The 17,217-nt window shown below is 51.7% G+C and carries 13 protein-coding genes, 1 pseudogene and 1 riboswitch; of the genes and pseudogenes, 8 read left to right on the top strand and 6 right to left on the bottom strand.

Features of this window, described 5'->3' with window-relative positions; genetic code table 11:
- The 3 genes and pseudogenes from CUC53_RS00005 to CUC53_RS00015 all read left to right on the top strand — a co-directional run.
- The coding region (locus CUC53_RS00005; protein ID WP_100292259.1) for an ABC transporter permease subunit at positions 1 to 1,140 on the top strand (1,140 nt) is incomplete at its 5' end.
- Positions 1,141 to 1,158: 18 nt separating this feature from the next.
- Positions 1,159 to 1,671, top strand: a pseudogene (locus tag CUC53_RS00010) (NAD(P)/FAD-dependent oxidoreductase); the annotation flags it as partial.
- 178 nt (positions 1,672 to 1,849) lie between these two features.
- Positions 1,850 to 2,308: a hypothetical protein gene (locus CUC53_RS00015; protein ID WP_100292260.1), complete on the top strand. Its 459-nt coding sequence runs from the start codon at positions 1,850 to 1,852 to the stop codon at positions 2,306 to 2,308.
- A gap of 143 nt (positions 2,309 to 2,451) precedes the next feature.
- On the opposite strand, the gene CUC53_RS00020 is transcribed toward CUC53_RS00015, so the two are convergent.
- Together CUC53_RS00020 and CUC53_RS00025 are read right to left on the bottom strand one after the other, a co-directional pair.
- Positions 2,452 to 2,580 carry a hypothetical protein gene (locus CUC53_RS00020; RefSeq protein WP_420808034.1) on the bottom strand — a complete coding sequence of 43 codons (129 nt, stop codon included), beginning with the start codon at positions 2,578 to 2,580 and terminating at the stop codon, positions 2,452 to 2,454.
- A gap of 37 nt (positions 2,581 to 2,617) precedes the next feature.
- Entirely contained in the window at positions 2,618 to 4,891 is a 2,274-nt protein-coding gene (locus CUC53_RS00025) for an LTA synthase family protein (protein WP_100292261.1), read from the bottom strand.
- 253 nt (positions 4,892 to 5,144) lie between these two features.
- Here CUC53_RS00025 and CUC53_RS00030 point away from each other — a divergent pair, with 253 nt between their 5' ends.
- Positions 5,145 to 6,188, top strand: coding sequence for a protein kinase family protein (locus CUC53_RS00030; RefSeq protein ID WP_100292262.1), 1,044 nt, complete (start codon positions 5,145 to 5,147; stop codon positions 6,186 to 6,188).
- 81 nt (positions 6,189 to 6,269) lie between these two features.
- Here the strand turns inward: CUC53_RS00030 and lysC are convergent, their stop codons facing one another.
- Positions 6,270 to 7,622 carry a lysine-sensitive aspartokinase 3 gene (lysC, locus tag CUC53_RS00035; protein WP_100292263.1) on the bottom strand — a complete coding sequence of 451 codons (1,353 nt, stop codon included), beginning with the start codon at positions 7,620 to 7,622 and terminating at the stop codon, positions 6,270 to 6,272.
- A gap of 87 nt (positions 7,623 to 7,709) precedes the next feature.
- Positions 7,710 to 7,934: riboswitch (Lysine riboswitch) on the bottom strand.
- A gap of 107 nt (positions 7,935 to 8,041) precedes the next feature.
- On the bottom strand, positions 8,042 to 9,370 hold the full coding sequence (argA, locus tag CUC53_RS00040) for an amino-acid N-acetyltransferase (protein WP_100292264.1): 1,329 nt from the start codon (positions 9,368 to 9,370) through the stop codon (positions 8,042 to 8,044).
- 257 nt (positions 9,371 to 9,627) lie between these two features.
- On the opposite strand from argA, the gene msrA reads away from it, so the two are divergent.
- The gene (msrA, locus tag CUC53_RS00045) at positions 9,628 to 10,251 is read left to right on the top strand and encodes a peptide-methionine (S)-S-oxide reductase MsrA (protein ID WP_100292265.1); all 624 of its coding nucleotides are present in this window, start codon (positions 9,628 to 9,630) and stop codon (positions 10,249 to 10,251) included.
- A gap of 572 nt (positions 10,252 to 10,823) precedes the next feature.
- On the opposite strand, the gene CUC53_RS00050 is transcribed toward msrA, so the two are convergent.
- Both CUC53_RS00050 and CUC53_RS00055 read right to left on the bottom strand, forming a co-directional pair.
- A complete protein-coding gene (locus CUC53_RS00050) occupies positions 10,824 to 12,641 on the bottom strand; it encodes an ATP-binding protein (protein ID WP_100292266.1) in 1,818 nt (605 codons plus the stop codon).
- A gap of 6 nt (positions 12,642 to 12,647) precedes the next feature.
- Positions 12,648 to 13,136 (bottom strand): putative pterin-binding protein, encoded by a 489-nt coding sequence (locus CUC53_RS00055; RefSeq protein ID WP_100292267.1) that lies wholly within the window; start codon positions 13,134 to 13,136, stop codon positions 12,648 to 12,650.
- Positions 13,137 to 13,655: 519 nt separating this feature from the next.
- Between CUC53_RS00055 and CUC53_RS00060 the strand changes: the two genes are divergently transcribed.
- From CUC53_RS00060 to CUC53_RS00075, 3 genes are all read left to right on the top strand, one after another.
- Positions 13,656 to 14,006: an STAS domain-containing protein gene (locus CUC53_RS00060; RefSeq protein ID WP_100292268.1), complete on the top strand. Its 351-nt coding sequence runs from the start codon at positions 13,656 to 13,658 to the stop codon at positions 14,004 to 14,006.
- A gap of 431 nt (positions 14,007 to 14,437) precedes the next feature.
- Entirely contained in the window at positions 14,438 to 16,543 is a 2,106-nt protein-coding gene (locus CUC53_RS00070; RefSeq protein ID WP_100292270.1) for an SLBB domain-containing protein, read from the top strand.
- Between the two features lie 229 nt (positions 16,544 to 16,772).
- On the top strand, positions 16,773 to 17,213 hold the full coding sequence (locus CUC53_RS00075) for a P-loop NTPase family protein (RefSeq protein ID WP_236757830.1): 441 nt from the start codon (positions 16,773 to 16,775) through the stop codon (positions 17,211 to 17,213).
- The last annotated feature ends 4 nt before the right edge of the window (positions 17,214 to 17,217 follow it).

Here is a 17,217-nt window from a genome sequence, read left to right on the forward strand (position 1 = left end):
TCAACAGTGCTCGGCAGCAGCGGCTGGCGCACCTTTGTCACCGTCACCCTGCCCACTGCTCGTTATGGCCTGCTCAGCGCCGCCATCGCCGTGTTCACCCTCACCATCTGCGACTTCGGGGTGGCCAAGGTAATTGGCGGCCAGTACAGCGTGCTGGCTACCGATATCTACCGCCAAGTGATCGGGATGCAGAACTTTTCGCTGGGCGCAGTGGCCAGCGTCACCCTGCTGCTGCCGGCACTGTTGAGCTTTGCCCTGGAGCACCGAGTACGCAGCAAGATGCAGGAGCAGAGCAGCACCAAGGCGGTGCCCTATCAGCCCAAACCCCATCGGCTGCGGGATCTGCTGGCGCTCGGCTGGTGCTGCCTGTGGGCCCTGCTGTTTCTGGCGCTGGTGGGCATGGCGGTGTACGGATCCTTGGTGCAGTTCTGGCCCTATAACCTCGCTCTGACCCTGGATCACTACGCCTTTGACAGCAACAGCGTCTACGGCTGGCAGCCCTTTAGCAACACCTTGCAACTGGGCTTCTGTACCGCGCTTATCGGCACCCTGCTGATCATGGTGCTGGCTTGGGCGCAGGAGAAGGGGCGCCACTTCGCATGGCTTCGCCAGCTGTTGCATCTGCTCGCCATGCTGTCGCTGGCAGTGCCCGGCATGGTGCTGGGGCTGGGCTATATCTTCTTTTTCAACGGCAATCCGCTGTTTGGCAGCCTCTATGGCACTCTGCCGCTGATGGTGCTCTCCTGCGTCATCCACTACTACACGGTGGGCCATATGACGGCGCTGACCAGCCTCAAACAATTGCCCAAGGAGCTGGAGCTGGTGGCCATCTCATTGCGCATTCCACTCTGGAAGGCGTTCTGGCGGGTCACCCTGCCTGCCTCCCTGCCCGCGCTGCTGGAAATCTTCATCTATCTGTTCGTCAATGCCATGACCACCACCTCGGCGGTGATCTTCCTCTATTCAAGCGACAGCGTGCTCGCCTCCATCGCCGTGCTGAACATGGAGGATTCCGGCGATACCGCCACCGCTGCCGCCATGGCCACCTTGATCCTGCTGGCTGCCGCCAGCGTCAAGCTGCTCCAGCTGTTGTTAAGCCGCGCCCTGCTGGATCGCACCCAGCGCTGGCGTTCGCGATAACCGTAATGAGGCATCATGATGTCCACTCTCCCCTTCTGGCTGGCCGAGGCGCTCGCCGCCGAACAGCCCGCCCCACCCATGCCCCTTCACGGCCACCACGAGGTCGATGCGGGCTCGGTGCAACCGGCGCTGTTGGTGCGCGGCCTGCTGCGGGTGGCGCGGGAGCTGGGAGTCGAGGTTTATGAGCACTCCCCCATGCAGCGCCCTGCGGCGGGCCAGCCTGCACTGGTGCAAACGCCGCAGGGGGAGGTGCGTGCCCGCAAGGTGGTGCTGGCCCTCAACAGCGCCATGACGGCGCACTTTCGCGAGTTTCACCGCACTATCGTGCTGGTCTCCTCCGATATGGTGATCACCGACCCCGCGCCGGATGCGCTGGCCGCCAAGCAGCTAGAACACGGGTGCAGCGTGGTGGATGGCCGCACCTTCGTCCACTACTACCGCTCGACCCCGCAAGGGCGGCTAATGCTGGGCAAGCGGGGCAACATCTTCGCCTTTGCCAACCGCCAGCTGGCCGAGTTTGATGCGCCGAGCTGGGGCAGTCATGACTTGATTGTTGATTTGGGAAACAACGCCGTTCTTAATTTATCATCACAGGTTGCAGCTAACGTCAGCGGTAAATTAATATCTCGCGCGTCCGAATGCGCTTCTTTATTTGGACCAACGGTATGATTGCCTTTCTTTAGTTCAATTATTCTATTTAGGAAACAACATGTATTTTTGGAAAATCGCAGACTTAAAAAATGACATTCAGTCAGGATTTCTGTCAGAAAAAGATAAGTTTATTTACTTATTTACCATGATGTTGATCACGTTAATAGGTTTCGAGTTGTCTTTTACCACCCCATCGAAACCAAATACCACGTGGCAAATTATCGATTCTGTCTCGACAGTCATAATGGCAGCAATTGGTTTCTATTGGGCATATCGGGCAAATGGTGGCGCCGCAGGACAGGACTTTATTGGCAAAAGCATCAGCATACTTTTCGTGCTCACTATCCGATTCTGTGCACTCCTCATCCCTGTCATTCTCTGCTTAATGACATACTACATAAGCACCACATCAGGTGAAGAAATCGTCACAGGCACTGCAGTAGACACTCTGCCATTTATTATTTTGCAAGGTTTATTCTATGCTCGTTTTATCAAGCATATCGGTGATGTAAAGTAATCATTCAGGTTTGATTTCATTGCATCAGTTAATGGCGAAATCCCAAAAACCTCATCCTCTAGACCATAAAATACCACCTCATGTGAAGTGAACTCTTCTTATCGTGCACATGAGTTGGCGGTATTTTTATCAACCAACGGGAATTACCATTCGGTCACTTCGCGTAACCTCGGCAAGCGACCGGATGGTTTCACACCAGCCTCTTCCAGCACGACAAACTTCTCGGCGGCGGTACCCTTGCCAGCGAAGATAATAGTGCCAGCGTGACCCATCCGCTTGCTGGGGAGTGGGATGATACCACTGACCTTATCAAGGCAGCGCGTCGGGCCTGAAGCTGGCGCGGATCTGCGGCACCAACGGGGAGACATCAAATCCTTGCTCTTGGCCTAATACTGGGTGCAACACGGGGCCATCCAAGATGGGGGTTAGGTCACCGGCGAGGAGTTGGCGCACTGCCTGCCCCATTTGGTAGAGCTGACGCACGGGAGCAAATTGCCTATCCAGTTCGAGAGGATCGTCCGCTCGGGCAAAGGCCATGATCGGAATCCGATACGCAGCATCCCGTGCTGGCTTGGCGCCATGTATCCCCTTACCTGCCGCCATCAGCAAGGGCTGGTGATCACCAAACGCCACCACAAGATAGCGCTTGCCAGAGGCATCAAGGTGCTTGATCAACCGCTCCAGTGAGGCCATCGCATCCACCACGCCGGTGTAGTAGGTATTGAGTAACTGTTTATCCTCATCACTTACGTCAGCACAGGCCCCACTGAGCGCCTCCTGCCGATAACGTGGGCTATCAAACGGCCCGTGCCCCTGCATCGTGACCGCGTAGGCAAACAGTGGGCGGTCCTGCTGCTCGCTGCGGCGTAATAGCCGATTAATCAAGGCGTCATCAGCGATATAGGTTCCCTTGTACTCAAGGCTACTGAACTGGGTATCAAACCAGCGCTCTTGGTAGCCAAGGGCGGGAATGGCCTTGGATCTGCCCCAGAACTTTTCCACGTAAGGGTGCACAAACAGGGTCTGATAACCGCTTTGCTGAGCACGTTGGGCCAGGCCGGGCACCTGTTCAGTGAGGTAGTAGTAAGGCACCACCCCCTGTTTGAGCAGCCCGACCGGTAACCCAGTATTCATTTCAAACTCAGCCAACACCGTCATGCCACCCGTCGTGGGCGAGTGGATGGTCTTACGCCACTGCTGCACGCTCGCCGGTAAGTTCAGAGTGGGGGCCGGCGCACAGATCTTGTTTTGCCAGTCGAGCATCAGCGACTCATATTGCAGCACGATCACCTGATCCCAACGCGGTGGCATCGGTGGCGACACCTCGTTAATGACGGGGGTGAGCGAATTAATCGGCAATGGCTGGCGAAACACGCTGCCATTTTGCAGCATCTGATCCACCAGATTGAACAGGTAAAGCCCAGGGCCGGCCCGAATAATATCGCGGTGGTAGTTGATGGCTCGGTCTACATAACGAACGTTGGCCCCCAACAGCTTATTACTGGTTTGGGTGGCAAACACACACAGGGCAAAGAAGGCGACGATAGCCGCAGTGGTGCGCAATAGCCCCTGCAACAACCAACGGGATAGTTTAAAGCGCCAACCCAGCAGCAACAGCACGGTGCCAATGGCGAGGGGCAGGATAGGTTGTTGATCGAGTAAGATCCGCAGTAACGCCATCAGATTACCCAGATCATCTCCGCCAAGGGGCACCCCATAGAGCGCTATCTTGGTAAAGTTAGCGAGGAGGGCAACGCTGCAAAGTAGGGTAAAAATCAGCCCCATATAGAGGCTTAATCCTGCCAATGCGCACAGGCCCCAGCCCAGCACCATACTGGCCCACGCAAGGTAATAGTGCTCCGGCCTAAAACCTGACCAGAGTAAAAACTCCCCTACCTTAAAAACGACGAAACCATGTAACAGTAGGAAGGTCAGGTTACCAAGTAACAGGCTACCAAGAATGCGCCAACGCAGGCCTTGGCGTAGTGTGGGCATGAGTATCTTTAGCACCACCGCGCTTAACGCCAGCACCAGCACCAGGGTCACCACCAGATAGGTCAAGTTAAAGCCCTGCTCTGGCAACGTCTGCACGATCTGACTGAACTCACCACTTGAGGGACGATCTGCCAGCAGCAGGCCAATGCGCAGCTGATAGCCACTGGCCAGCGCCTCATCAGGTGCCCTTAGTGTGCTGTTGAGGGCCAAGGTGCAGCGCGCGTTACGGCAGATCTGGCGCTTATCGACCGCTTGACTCAGCTGATCTATTTGCTCCCCTCGCTCGTTTAGCAACTCAACCTGCACTTTATCGCCGGCCTGCAGTGGCCCGCGCAACTGCCACTGACTGTTGACGACCAGATAGAGCCCACGGCTGTCACTTTTGTAGAGCAGAGTGTGGCGCGTGAGGGTGGCAACAGGGTTGTCGGCAGGCCCGAGGATGATCGGCTCACGGCTGCCAAACCAGCTGCTTGGGCTCAGCAGTGGCAACAGCAGGGTCAAGAACAGCAAGCCGCTTAACAGGGTCAAAAGCAACGCGGGCAGGCTCGGAACACGCAGCGATAAGCGGTCTGAGCGAAACAGAGTCATATCAGCTTATCCTTTTGGCAACGAAGGGCGCGCGTGTTCGCATAAGCGGGCTTGCTCGATGGTGCGGGCCCTGCCTCTACTTGTCAATTTAATGACGAGATCATGAATATAAGGTGACAAGGTAAACCAACGAACTGTGATCTGGATCGAAGGGGCCATTTGATTATGTGATGGGGTCGTCATCGTGAGAAGTTGAGACTGGTTTGAGTCGGGTTGGCTGTTTAGTCTGTCAGCAGTGGATGAGGGTACATATATGAATCCTAAAGTGAACGCACGTCAGGCCCGATTAATGAACATGCTTGAGCGCCAAGAAGAGATTAGCGTGGGGCGCGAACGGGATTGTCCATTGCCTGTGACGCAGCTCCTTGAGCTCAAAGAAAGCCACCCCAGTGTGCTTAAGCTCTATCAGCACGGTCGCACCGCGGAGGTCTTTCATCTCAAGCTCAATGGCCGTCACTGGTGTCTTAAGCGATGCCGTCAAGAGGCGCTGCTTGCCCACCCCGATGGTAAGACTGCATTTTTGACCGAGCTGGAGCGGCGCCGAGAAATTGAGGCGCTACGTGAGCTGCACCCGACCCTGCTTGCCAATGTGGTGTGCACCAGCTTTGGCTCGGCCCAAGCCGGTATTTTGGTTTCACCTTGGCTGCGCGGGGAACCGGTTCATTGCCTCAATGAGCGTAACTTGGCGCAGATGCTAGATGTGGAGGCCGAGTTGGCTCGTTGGGGCTGGTTTGATTGGGACCCAAACCCAAGCAATCTGCTGGATGATGGAGAGCAGATCAGCCTGTTTGACTTCGGCTACATGTGGACGTTTGATCCCCGTTTTGAATACAACTCCAATGGATTACTTGATCCCGAGTTTCACGTCGTGGAACGACTGGAGACCTGCACCCTAAGCGGATTGTGGCTGGCAGAGGTCGCTCCCCTGCCCCAGTTTCGTTACTGGCGTGAGCTCTGCCTTAAGTGGGTGCAGCGCGAGACAGACCACCTCACTCGTGCAGGGGCCAGTGCCTTGGTACTGGATCGCTTACACCAATTACAGCGCCAGTGGACCGCCGCATTAGCCAGCGACGATGAGCTCACTCGTAACTGGCTGCATGACATGTACCGCAGTCACCGGCTCAACGTTATCAGTACGCAAGAAGGGACAAGCAGTGACCCACTGGTGCAAGATCGGCTCGACTGGTTGTTACGGGTGCTGACCGATCACTATCCGCAATTGGCACCTGGACTGACCGCGCAAGAAGTGGCGTTAGGTCAGGCGGGTCTACTTGAACAATGGCAGCAGCACAGATGACCGCTGAGGGATATGGCACAGCAATACGGGCACCTTCTGGTGCCCGTATTGCAATCGTGGTCGTGCTCCCACACCGTTTGCTTAATCGAGCAGCGTTTGGTGCAGGCGGTTGACGATCTCGTTGGCCTCCCCTTCATTGACCAAGAAGCAGAGATTGTGGGCACTGGCACCGTAACAGATCATCCGAATATTGTGCTGGTTCAAGGTAGCGAAAACCTGGCTCGCCACCCCATTGACTTCACTCATCCGATTGCCGATCAAGGCGACCAGCGCCAATCCGGTCTCCACCTCCACCTTGCACCACTGCCCCAGCTCGGCTAACACCTTGTCGCTGAGTATCGGCTCACCGTTGCTCTGGCTACCGGTGTGATCTAGGGTCAGCGAGACGCTGACTTCGGAGGTGGTGATCAAATCGACTGAGATACGGTGACGGGCCAAAATACCGAACACCTCGGCCAGAAAACCGTAGGCATGGAACATATTGAGGCTGTGTAACGTCACCAGCACCTGCTGACGACGCAGGGCAACGGCCCGAAACAGCGGGCGAGACTCGGTGCTAGCGCGGATCCAGGTTCCCCCCTCCGCTGGGGCTTTACTGGAACCGACAAACACCGGAATGTTCTGGCGTAAGGCCGGCTGCAAGGTCGCGGGGTGCAGCACTTTGGCGCCAAATGTTGCCATTTCAGCCGCCTCCACAAAACTTATCTCGGGAATGGGGCGGGCACTGCTCACCAGGCGCGGGTCGGTGGTGTAGATACCGGGTACATCGGTCCAAATCTCGATGGAGCCGGCATCCAGCGCCTCTGCCAACAAGGCCGCGCTGTAGTCTGAGCCCCCCCGGCCAAGGGTGGTGGTACGGCCATCACTGTCAGCACCGATAAATCCCTGCGTAATGATCAGCGTATCGCCGAGCAGTGGCCCCAGCGTCTGTTGGCAGAGAGTCCGTGTGGCGACGATATCGACAGTCGCCTTACCAAAGCGGCTATCGGTGCGCATGATCTGGCGCACATCCTGCCAATGGGCATTGACCCCACGCTGGCGTAACAGTTCGGTGAACAGGCGGGTCGACATCAGCTCACCACTGGCAATCAGTCGATCGGCAAGCTCCGCATCAGTGTGTTGGCTAGCCTGCTGCGCCATGGTGCGAATGTCGTCAAGCTGGGCATGGATCTGGTCACTGACCTCGGCGGGATGGCCCAAGCTGGCCAAGATGGCATGTTGAATGTCAGCTAGCTTGGCTAACTCGGCATCGCGCCCTGCCGCATCGAGCTCCCCTTGTGCCAGTGTCACCAGTAGATTGGTCACCCCTGCGCTGGCGCTGAGCACCACGATGCGGGTAGCCGGATTGGCCAGCACCACATTGGCACAGTTATCCATTGCGGCAGCGTTGGCCACGCTGGTTCCACCAAACTTGGCGACATTAATAGGATTCATTGCGTACTCCTTTCTGATATGAAAATCCAGTTTCATCGGGCAAAAGAGAGGAGGAGGCGAAAAATGGCAGGAATAAACAATGTGATCCCAGCCAGAAGCACTCCACCTGCAGCGCCCATCCCACATCAGCCCTTGTTAGAGCCCGCTGTGGGATGATCACTACCGATGACAGCTTGGGGGATTCAGCCCCCAGAGCCGACGTTGAGATAGCCAGTTATCTCATTCGTCTCGGCGCTGCTCCCCCTGACTCAAGTTCTTCGGACTCTGGTGTCCTCCCTTGAGCTGCCTGGGCAGCGCTCCTCTTCTGGCTCCACGCTAGGCGTGGAGTGCAGTTAGAAATAACCCGTGTTAGCGTATTTTGTCAATCGAGTTTGTGGAAAACTTAAAAATAGGAGATAACTCAATTAATAATCAATGAGTTAGGAAATCACTTTTGACAAAACCTTCGAGCGCCGTTGCCAGTTGTAAAAGCGTTGCCGCTCGACTGGTAAATCTTCCACTTCCAGTGGCTCGAAACCCCGCTCGCGAAACCAGTGGATGGATCGGGTGGTGAGCACAAATAGCCGACGAATACCTAACCGCCTTGCTCGCTCGGCGACCTTGGCAACCAGCTGATCACCACGATTGGAGTTGCGATATTCAGGGTGAATCGCCACGCAGGCCATCTCCGCCATCGCCTCTTCCATAAAGCAGTAAAGAGCCGCGCAGCCAATGATCAAACCATCGCGCTCAATGATAGTGAACTTGTCGATCTCCATCTCCAGCTGTTCGCGGGAGCGGCGAACTAAGATCCCTTCCTCTTCCAAGGGACGAATGAGATCCAAAATACCGCCAATGTCTTCAATCGTGGCGGCCCGGGCTTGCTCGGCGCTTTCGCGTACAATCTGGGTGCCCAACCCGTCGCGGCTAAACAGCTCTTGCAGCATGGCACCATCGACCTGGTAGCTCACCAAATGGGAACGGGGCACGCCGCCTCGGCAAGAGGCGATGGCCGCGCGTAGGTAACGCGCAGTACAGGACATCTCTTCGCCCGCTTGCTCCAGCTCGACCAGCAACTCTTCAGCCTGCTCAGGAAACAGCTCGGAGATAGCCTCACCCCGCCGATCCATCACCCCCTGACTGCTACTAAAACAGATAAGCTTATCAGCCTTGAGATCGACCGCGACCCGCCGTGCCACCTCTTCTGAGCTGAGGTTGAAGCTCTCGCCCGTGACAGAGCAACCGATGGGAGAGATCAACACCAGCTCTTTTTGATCCAACTGGCGCGTGATCCCCGCCACGTCAATACGGCGCACGCGGCCACTGTGGCAATAATCGATGCCATCATCGACCCCCAGGGGCTGAGCCGTGACGAAATTACCGCTCACCACGTTGATCCGCGCACCTTGCATTGGGGTATTGGCAAGCCCCATTGAGAGTTGGGCCGTGATGTCATACTGCAAGCCACCACACACCTGTTTGATAATGGCGAAGCTGGCATCATCGGTCACTCGGATCCGTTTGTGATATTGCGCCTCGATCCCTGCGCGCGCTAATGCGTCATCATTTTGTGGACGTGAACCAAACACCAGCACAAGCCGGATACCTAATGTTTGCAGCAGCGCAATATCAGTGACGATGTTGGCAAAGTTAGGGTGACACAGGGTCTCGCCTCCCATCATCAGCACAAAGGTAGCGCCTCGGTGTACGTTGACATAAGGCGTTGATTGCCGAAAAGCATTGACCAAACTGGGTTCACGTTCACGCACTTGATATCTCTTCCATAACAGTCCATTAATCAGCTCAATATATGAAAATAAATTCACAAATCAAGATTAAATATCTACTTCACTGATATTAGCTGCACTAAATAGACACCTTACCCATGCTGAGCGAGCAGATCCCGCAGGTAGCCAGATTGGGATACTGGCTTAGCAGGGTTGCTCTGGGTTAATAAGCTGTTATCTTCGCAGCATCCATGATGTCAATACCGCCATTAGACCGCTGTTAGATAAGGACAGGAGATATGGAACAGATAATTTCTCACGCGGCAGCACTGCCAGGTCGCACTGATGCCACCGTGATCAGCCCGCAGCATGTGGTTAACGGCCATGCCACACAGGGCCCTTGGCCGCAAGGTATGGCCCTTGCTTGGTTTGGTATGGGCTGCTTTTGGGGAGTGGAGCGGCTGTTTTGGCAACAGCCTGGGGTGCATGCCACTGCGGTAGGCTACCAAGGCGGTGCGACACCGAACCCCATCTATCAAGAGGTATGCAGCGGCCTGACCGGCCATGCTGAGACCGTGCAGATTGTGTTTGACCCAACGCAGATAGGGTATGCCGACCTGTTGAAGCTATTTTGGGAACAACATGACCCAGCCCAAGGCATGCGCCAAGGGGGGGATATCGGCACGCAATATCGATCGGTGATTTTTTATGCAGATGCGGCTCAGCAAGAAATCGCCCAAAAGAGTCTTGATGCTTATCAGCAGGCGATGACGCTCAGTGGTGATGCCCGGGTGATCACCACCCATATTTTACCACTCGTCCCCTTCTACTACGCAGAGGATTACCATCAGCAATATCTGGCAAAAAATCCTCAAGGATACTGCGGACTGGGCGGCATCGGGGTCTGTTTGCCTCCAACATGAGCCCACTAACCCATCAGGCCTGTTGCAGGCACCATCTAACCACCACATGGAACAGCGCGAGTTCATCAACCTGATGAATGGCCTATGAACACCGCGACTCGCTCGCGCAGTTATTGCTCCGTCAGCAGCGATATTGTGTCTGTTTGCAAGGAACTTTTACGCCTAGCAAGGGACTAACTAGGTAGCATCCACGGATCGGAAGCTACGTCCAGACACGTTTTTGCCTTGATGACCGTCAGAGAGATGAAGAATTTGACGAGTTATTCGTTGTAGCAAGTAGGGCTGCCAATCAGGTGGCCCTTTTCCTCTGTATGGTAAGCGGTATCCGGCGCGAGGGGTTCTCTCCCAAGCAGGCACGACCTACCTCAGGCGCATTGCTGTGGTACTAACCCAACCACACTGCCTATTAACTGCCATTTTTGACGTTTATTCATAGTCGATGGCAGCGACTAAGGTGCTTGCGATCATAGGATAATTTCGACGCTCGTCCGAGCCCCTGGCATAGGGCCGATGGTGCTCCCATTAACGCCTTTCAATGCCTGATAGAAGAGACTGCGAAAAACATAGCGAGATTACTTTATTGCAGTAAATTGCTGGTCTTGCTCACTTAATGCCATCTGTTTATTAATTTCCGCTAGTAACGCAGTTTTGTTAATCGGCTTGGTGATATAGCCATCCATTCCGTGAGAGAGGTAGTAGTGGCGTGATTCCGGCATGGCATCAGCAGTCAGGGCGATGATGGGAATTCGTGCCCATGGCTGCTTACTTTCTCGAATGTAGCGCGTTGCAGCTAAACCATCCATCACTGGCATTTGCACATCCATCAATACGATATCGATGGTGGTGTCTGCCAATATAGCCAGAGCTTCTTGACCTTGAACCGCCACTGTTACCCGATGACCGACTGTAGCAAGCATGGCACTGATGACTTTACGGTTCGTTGCATTGTCATCAACCACCAGGATATGGCTGGGCCGATGAGCTGACGCTATGGCTGGCAGTGGCATAATCGACGGTATGGTAGCTTGGGCAGGCCAAATAAACGTAAAACAGCTACCTTCCCCTTCATGGCTGCTAACCGAGATATCCCCCCCCATCAGCCGGGCTAGATTACGTGATATCTCAAGCCCTAAACCCGAACCACCATATTGGCGGTTGATTGAAGCATCCGCCTGAAAAAAACGTTGGAATAGCTTATCAACCTGAGCTTGGCTCATACCAATACCTGTATCGGTAATGGCAACTCGGATGGAATGGCTTTGCGGCGATAATTCGTTGGCATCAATGGTGAGCGATACGTCACCTTGATGAGTAAACTTAATAGCATTACTAAGAAGATTAAATAAAATCTGACGTACTCTTAGAATATCCATAACAATCCATTCTGGTGTTGATGGCGCAATGGTCAACGACAGCGTAATGCCTTTTTTATCGCAGCTACTTTGCATCAGCGCTCGGATATCTTCGATTAAGCGTGGTAGATGATGGGGGGCGAGTAATAAAGAGACTTTCCCCTCTTCCAATTTAGATATATCGAGGATGTCGTTAAGTAGTCCTAACAAGTGATTGGCTGATTCTCGTGCGGTCTCAATATAATCTCGCTCTCGTGAGTCCATTTCCCGTTCTGCGAGCAACGAAAGCATTCCCAAAATACCATTCATTGGGGTACGAATTTCATGGCTCATATTAGCTAAAAAGCTACTTTTAGCGCGAGTACCTGCTTCTGCTGCGCGATTTGCCTTGGTGAGCTTCTCATTTAATTGCTGCATTAACTTATGTTGTAAAAAAGAAACGTTCATTTGTTTCCAAATAAGTAGAGCAAGAGCAAAGAGCAAAGCGAATTGAAGAGTAGCAATCATGATGGTCGTAATGATTTGCTCTCGCACACCTTCACGCCGTGCGACGTCAAATAGCGTTACTTGTTGATTAACCTCAAGAGTTAGCTGATGTAGTACAGGTAGTAGCTGTTCAAGTTGACTGCGTAACTGTCTGAAAACTGGAGGTGATAACGGTTTCGTCACCTTTGGGCCAAGCCAGATGTCTGCTTGATTTATAAAATAACGAATAGCCTTGTTTGCTCGTGGGTATATGTCAGTCTGTTGCAGTAAAGTTCGGTCTTTACTTTCTAATGCGAGCGTCATTCGACTGACCATAATGTCATATCTGAGTTGGAGCTTGTGTTGTGCCTCGGTCTGTAACGCATTTTGAAAGCGCAGTGCTTCGTTATAAAGCTGAAAATAGTTCCACATAATATTATCTTCACCTTGGCTACTACTGCGCTGTAGATCGTCAAGTTGTCGATATTGAATCGTACCAATACCAGCAAAGGCAAACAGCAGTACGCTGAGTACCACGAATAAGAAGCGCTGACTTGCCGCCATTGGTCGCATTATGAACTACTCCACCTTAATGGTGCTGATCTGCCAAATAGCTCGACCGTAGTAGAGCTTATTGCGTAGCTCAGGATACTGGTCAAAGGGATATATCAAAAACAACGGCCCTTTATCACGCACTGAAAGGGGGATTTTATCGATGCTACGAGCAAGCAGAATTTGGTATTTATTTGCATCGCTAATAGGGAGTGTAATGGAGTAGTCATTGAGCGCTGTAATAGTCAGTTGTGTACCATTGGCCCCGACTTTGGCCAAAATGTCGGATAGCCGTGGGCCACGGAAAGTTTTAGCGTCATCATACCAAGGTGTGCGCGTTGTGATTTCGTATTCAGGTAGTGCGCCTAACATGGCCTCATCCCAGAGAGCGACCTGTTCATAATTAGGCTGATTGATAGCGCCCTCTATCTTGAGTGATGCTGTATCAAAACTTGGAGTTGCGTGAACCAAACACGAGACACTCAACAATAGCGCTGCATAGATACTGGATTTCATGGTTATCTCCTTGAGCTGATGATCTGCAAGTCAACGTTCCACCAAGTAGACTCAAAGGGTATTGCACGACATGGTGAGCCTAAGCAAAAAGCGGGCCCGTACCGATGCTGCCATTCATAGAACAGAAATTTGCAGGCATTAGTGTCGTATAAGACCAAGTAGTAGAAGTCGATACATTGAGGTATAGAAAGAAAAGAGTATCGAGTCGGTGGCGATTTATGGCCCTTCATGAAGGATTTTTACATCATCAACCTTTTCTATGAATTGATTGGCTGCGTTATTTTATCGACTTGATGGTAAGCTCCATTTGTAGTTGGTGTTGCAGTTTGCAATAGTTACTCTGCATGGGGTTGCAAATTGAAATGTAAAATGCATCAGTTCGGTGAAATGGTGTTGAGTAAATGCTAAAGGGGGGACAACCCCGCCTACTTGATTCGGCATACCCTTTGCAAAATACCAGGCGCTGTCATCTGGTTTGAATCGGTCTGAGTCGACCTTGACGTTAGCAAGGAGCACACAATGGAATGCATGACGTACACCATCAACGACACCCAAGTTGTGGTACTGGAGAAAGAGTTGGATGCGATGGCGGTCACCGAGATAAGACCTCTCTTTGAGCAGCTATCAACTTATGATGGGAATGTGCTCGCAGATATTAGTGATGTGCACTTTATTGATTCCTCTGGTATCGGCGCGTTAGTGTTCTTATACAAAAGATTGGTCATGAATGGGCATCAATTAGTGCTTGTTTGTGGGCCTGGTCAGCCTCACGACTTATTAGATATGTTGCATATAGACCGAGTAATCCCATGCTACGAAAGCATCAAAGCCTACATGCGTTCACGTGGCATTGCGGTCACAACATCATGAAGAAATGGAGGCTGATGGGATTATGTCTGCTGTTATCGGGATGTACTCAGTGGCCTGATGCTGGCTATGGTGGGTTGGCAGAAGTCAGACCAACAAATTTACCTGTAAACGAAGATGAGCGTAAAGTCTGGTTGCATTATGACAAGCGACAGCAAGAACTAGATAGTCAATTAGAGCAATTAAAACGAGCGTATTTGCGTGAGTGTATGCCCGCAGAACTCGAACAGTTACAGTCTAAACGAGTCGATATATTGCGAGATATGCATGGAAGACTCTGGTCTGAGGTTTCTTGGCGACAGGCTATGCTGGCTCAGTCATTAAAACAAATTCGTTTGCGACTAGCGCAGACGACCGGTGAGGGTTGTCGTTCTGATTGGTCAGGGGTTCCCTTGCGCAGTTGGGGGCAAACGTAGCACTAAAGAAGGGTGCCTATGAAACGAAGTGCTATTAAAGGATTGATCGGTTTTATTTTATTGTTATTCACTTACCCGTTACTGGCTGCCAGCCTCCTATCTCCTGGAGATCGCCTTGCCATTATTCAACCAGGGGAGCCTGCTTTTGAACAGCCTTTCCAGATAAACAAGCAAGGTGAATTAGTATTACCCGAAGTGGGATCGATCAATGTGATGGGAAAAACATTATCCCAAGCAGATGAAATGATCCGTCATGCTCTTAAGCCTGTTTATAAAAATCTCTCCCAGCTGACAATATCGTTGCTAGAAAAAAGATTATTGATCAGCGTGATGGGATATGTAAAAAAACCCGGTAATTATGAATTATCCCCTGATGGCAACGTACAAATGGCTATAGATGCTGCTGGTGGTCTAGTACCCGGTGCTCAACTTAACAATATGCAAGTGCGTCGCAAAAATGATGTATCGAACTTTGACTATAAGCGTTACCTTGATACGGGTGATGCTAGTTTACTTCCTCCGTTAGAATCTCTGGATGTCGTGTTTGTTCCTGCTTCTCCTCTTATCGGTAATGTCCAGATCGATTTTGATGCGGCGACGTTGGCCGCAGGTGGTGATGGCGATACAGAAAAAGCGATCAAAGTGTTTGGTGAAGTGAATAACCCAGGTGCGTTTAGCTTTAAGAGTGGTAATTCGATCGTAGATCTTTTGATGCGAGCCGGGGGCGTCACGCGTTTTGCTGGGGTAGAGCGGATAAGAGTGATCAATGGCAGCTCACCGGAACTTTTTGATCTAAAAGCCTATCTAGACTCTGGCAATAATAAGTTATTGCCTAACTTAGCTCCTGGCGCGACCATCTTTGTCCCCAAAGATGAAGAGCAAATAAAAAAGGGAGCACGAACTATCTATATTATGGGGGAAGTATTTAAACCCGGAGCCTATGAAGGAAGAGAGGGGGATACTTTCCTTGATATTTTAGCTAACGCAGGGGGGCCGACTCGCTATGCCGAGAGCCGTCAAATTAAATTACTGCGTACTAATGGCTCCGTTGAACCAATTGACCTACAAGCTTATACCGAAGGGCTTAAAACGGATTTACCTATTGTGAAACCTGGGGATGCGATATTTATCCCAGAAAAAACGGATATGAATGAAAAGTCTTGGTTGAAAGTCGCGCCAGGAAGAGCAGTTATGGTGATGGGGGCAGTGTTAATCCCTGGGCGATATGAATGGTCTGATGAGATGTCGTTGCTCGATTTAATTGCACATGCAGGAGGTCCCAATGAACGGGCTGACATCGCTAAAGTTCAAATACTAACCACCCAAGATGGACAGGCAACACCAACGATATTTGATCTTGATAAGTTCCTTCACCAAGGAGGCTCCCTGAGTAGTCTGCCTAAAATTCGTGCGGGATTTACTATCATGGTGCCTGAACTTCCAACTGATCCAAGTGATAATAAATCCCAATGGGTACGTCAGTCACCTGACAGCTCTATTTACATATTCGGCCAAGTTGGTGCCCCTGGACGCTATGCTTTTAATGAGCAGCTCGGTTTTATAGATATTTTGTCTGCAGCGGATGGACCAACTGCTGCTGCAGATTTACGCAATGTGCGGATTGCTCACCGTAACGGCTCTAATGCTAGGGTAACTAAACTAGATTTAGCGCTCTATTTTGAAACGGGAGATGAGAACTTATTACCCAAGGTATTGCCGGGGGATTCAATATATCTACCCGAAAAAAATCGTCCTTGGCTTGATGAGCCAAAGGAAAATACTATTCGAGTATTAGGGGCCATTGCTCGACCTGGCCGTTATCGTTTTAATTCATCAATGACGCTACTTGATTTATTGGCTGAAGCAGGAGGTCCGACAGGTTCTGCTTATATAAAGAAAATTGTTGTTATTAATATGGCGGTAAGTGGCCAGGGTGATCAAGCCCGTACTTTTGACTTGGATAAATTTGCCAAAGAACCCGACTTCAGCCAACTACCTGTATTGCGAGAAGGTGATACTGTTTTTATTCCCGATAGTCAAAGCAGTAACTGGGCTATTTTTATGGATGGGATGAAAGATATTTTGACTACCATTTCGGTAGTTGCATTAGTAGGGTCCCTATAGCATGACTATCCCAGTTCAATATTTAGAATTGGAGTCTCTCTACGCCGCAACATTGGCCCGTGGAATCCGTTCTTTAGCGGTGACGTCTGCTGAAGGAGGGGAAGGGACTAGCACTATCTGTAACGCACTTGCTCGACGTGCAGAAGTTGATGGGCGTAGGGCTCTCTTAGTCGACCTTAATCTTTACCATCCCGTGCAGGTTACGTCCGAACCATGGGGTCCCCATGATGTGCCTAAACCGATAGCGTATGGCCGTTCATTAGCACTTATCCCTGCCCCCAGTAAGGAGCTGATGGCGTTTCGTAACAAAGAGACATTAGGGCAACTACTAGCTAAATGGCTAGAGCAGTATGATGTGGTCATTGTTGATACCTCATCACTTAATGCCATCAATAGAGGCAACATCCCCGCTGATCTGGTCTGCAGCATCACTGAAGCCACGCTGTTGGTGGTGCTGGCAGGGATCACATCCACCACTCAAGTACAGAGCGCGGTTGATAAATTAAGGCGTGTAGAGGCAAACCTAGTCGGGGCTGTATTTAATGACAAATTTAATCCGAGGTTGGTGAGTGAGATTTTACGTGAATTAGATCGATTACCGAGCAATCGATTAACAGAGTGGCTCAAGCGTTGGTGTAAACGTAGCATTTTACTCAATTATCGGATCTAACGAG

It is taken from the genome of Aeromonas cavernicola (assembly GCF_002795305.1).
GTDB lineage: Bacteria > Pseudomonadota > Gammaproteobacteria > Enterobacterales > Aeromonadaceae > Aeromonas > Aeromonas cavernicola.